2 protein-coding genes are annotated in these 1695 nt (G+C 54.7%); both read left to right on the top strand.

Features of this window, described 5'->3' with window-relative positions; translation table 11 throughout:
• The first annotated feature begins 72 nt into the window (after window positions 1-72).
• Window positions 73-972 carry a bestrophin family protein gene (locus HP547_RS28620; protein WP_172225572.1) on the top strand — a complete coding sequence of 300 codons (900 nt, stop codon included), beginning with the start codon at window positions 73-75 and terminating at the stop codon, window positions 970-972.
• Between the two features lie 193 nt (window positions 973-1165).
• On the top strand, window positions 1166-1695 hold a 530-nt coding region (locus HP547_RS28615), incomplete at its 3' end, for an RHS repeat-associated core domain-containing protein (RefSeq protein ID WP_306140764.1).

The following is a 1695-nucleotide window of genomic DNA, read 5'->3' as shown; positions in this document are numbered from 1 at the left end:
AGTCGGTGGCGACGTGCAGATCCTGCGCTTCATGAACATGACCGGCGGCTGATCGCCCGCCTCTGGATTGACATGATCGTCCACCCCACCCCCGATGTGCTGCGCGTGCTGTTCACCCTCAAAGGTTCGATCGTCAAGCGCATCGCCCTGCGCTGCCTGATGGTCACACTGCTGGCGGCGCTGATCGTGCTGGTCGAGCGCCACTACCCGGCGTTTTTCTACCCGGTCAGCGCCACACCTTTCACCTTGCTGGGCCTGTCGCTGTCGATTTTCATGAGTTTTCGCAACAACGCCTGCTACGACCGCTGGTGGGAGGGGCGCAAGGCCTGGGGCAAGCTGATTATCGAAACCCGCTCGTTCATACGCGAAAGCGTGGTGATTGCCGACGAGAACCTGCGTACCGAGCTGCTGCGCAGCCTGTGCGGCTTTGCCCATGCGCTGAATGCGCGTTTGCGCAACGAGGATGACCTGGCGGCTGCCCGCCCTTGGCTGGCACGACCCGAAGCCGTCAGCCCGCACAATGTCTGTGATGGCATCCTGCAAGAGATAGGCGCGCATTGTTCGCAACTGGCTGCGCAGCAACACATCAGCGATTGGCGCTACAGCTTGCTGGAGCAGCGGCTGGTGGGCCTGACCGAAGTGCAGGCCACTTGCGAGCGGATCAAGGGCACGCCATTGCCGTTTCCCTACACCCTGCTGCTGCACCGCACCATCTACATCTTCTGCATTTTGCTGCCATTTGCCCTGGCCGAGCCGCTGGGCTGGCTGGCGCCGCTGTTCACTACCATCGTGGGGTACACGTTCTTCGGGCTGGATGCGATTGGCAACGAACTGGAAGACCCGTTCGGGCGGGATGAGAATGACCTGCCTACCGATGCCATGGTGCGCACCGTGGAGCGGGATGTACTGGCCGCTCTCGGTGTCGAGCCGCTACCCTCGGTGCTCCTACCTGTGGACTATGTATTGCGCTGAGTAATTTAAAAGGCTGTTTATATCTACCTCAACCTTAAAGCTACTATCATTTTTACCAGTTTTAAAGCAGCCAGAAGTCATTTATGGTTAGCTTACCTTTACTGCTCCCATGAGCAGCTCAAGTTCTCGACACCTATTTTACAACGGAAACACATTAAGCTCGCTTATTCAAAATCAGGAGCATACCGCCATCATGCGCGACAACCAAGTGCCACTTATTGAAAAAGCACTAATGACCGAGAGCGCAACAACCCAAATCCGCATGCCAAGCACCGACCCCCTGAATTCTGCAATAGCCAATTCAATCAACACCAAGCACCACAACTTTACATTCACCCCATACGGATTTATCGATCCATATCAAATCAACTCACTACTCGGCTTTACCGGCCAACTGCGTCAAGCTGTGACTGGATGCTATTTATTAGGCAGCCGCCGAGTTTTCAACCCGACAATAATGAGATTCAACAGCTATGACGACCGAAGCCCTTTCGCAGAAGGGGATATCAATGGGTATGCTTACTGTGGGTGCGACCCGGTAAACTACACCGACCCTTCCGGAAGGTCGCGCTGGCAATGGTTTAAACAGAATGTACTACGAATAAAGCCCAATACTAAAAAAATAGATGCCGCATTTGAGCGTGGCCGACAACAGGGGTATGAAGAAGGATTCAGTGCCGGCCATTCTTCTGGGTATAACAAAGGCCATAAAGAAGGATATGC

The sequence above is a fragment of the Pseudomonas sp. CM27 genome (assembly GCF_013179515.1).
In the GTDB taxonomy this organism is placed as follows: domain Bacteria; phylum Pseudomonadota; class Gammaproteobacteria; order Pseudomonadales; family Pseudomonadaceae; genus Aquipseudomonas.
Note: the sequence above shows the minus strand (reverse complement) of the source record. Positions and strands in the feature narration are given on the sequence as shown.

Bases quoted from the DNA above. Each gene is read 5' to 3' on its own strand.
- HP547_RS28620 (WP_172225572.1), top strand. From the start codon at position 73: ATGATCGTCCACCCCACCCCCGATGTGCTGCGCGTGCTGTTCACCCTC.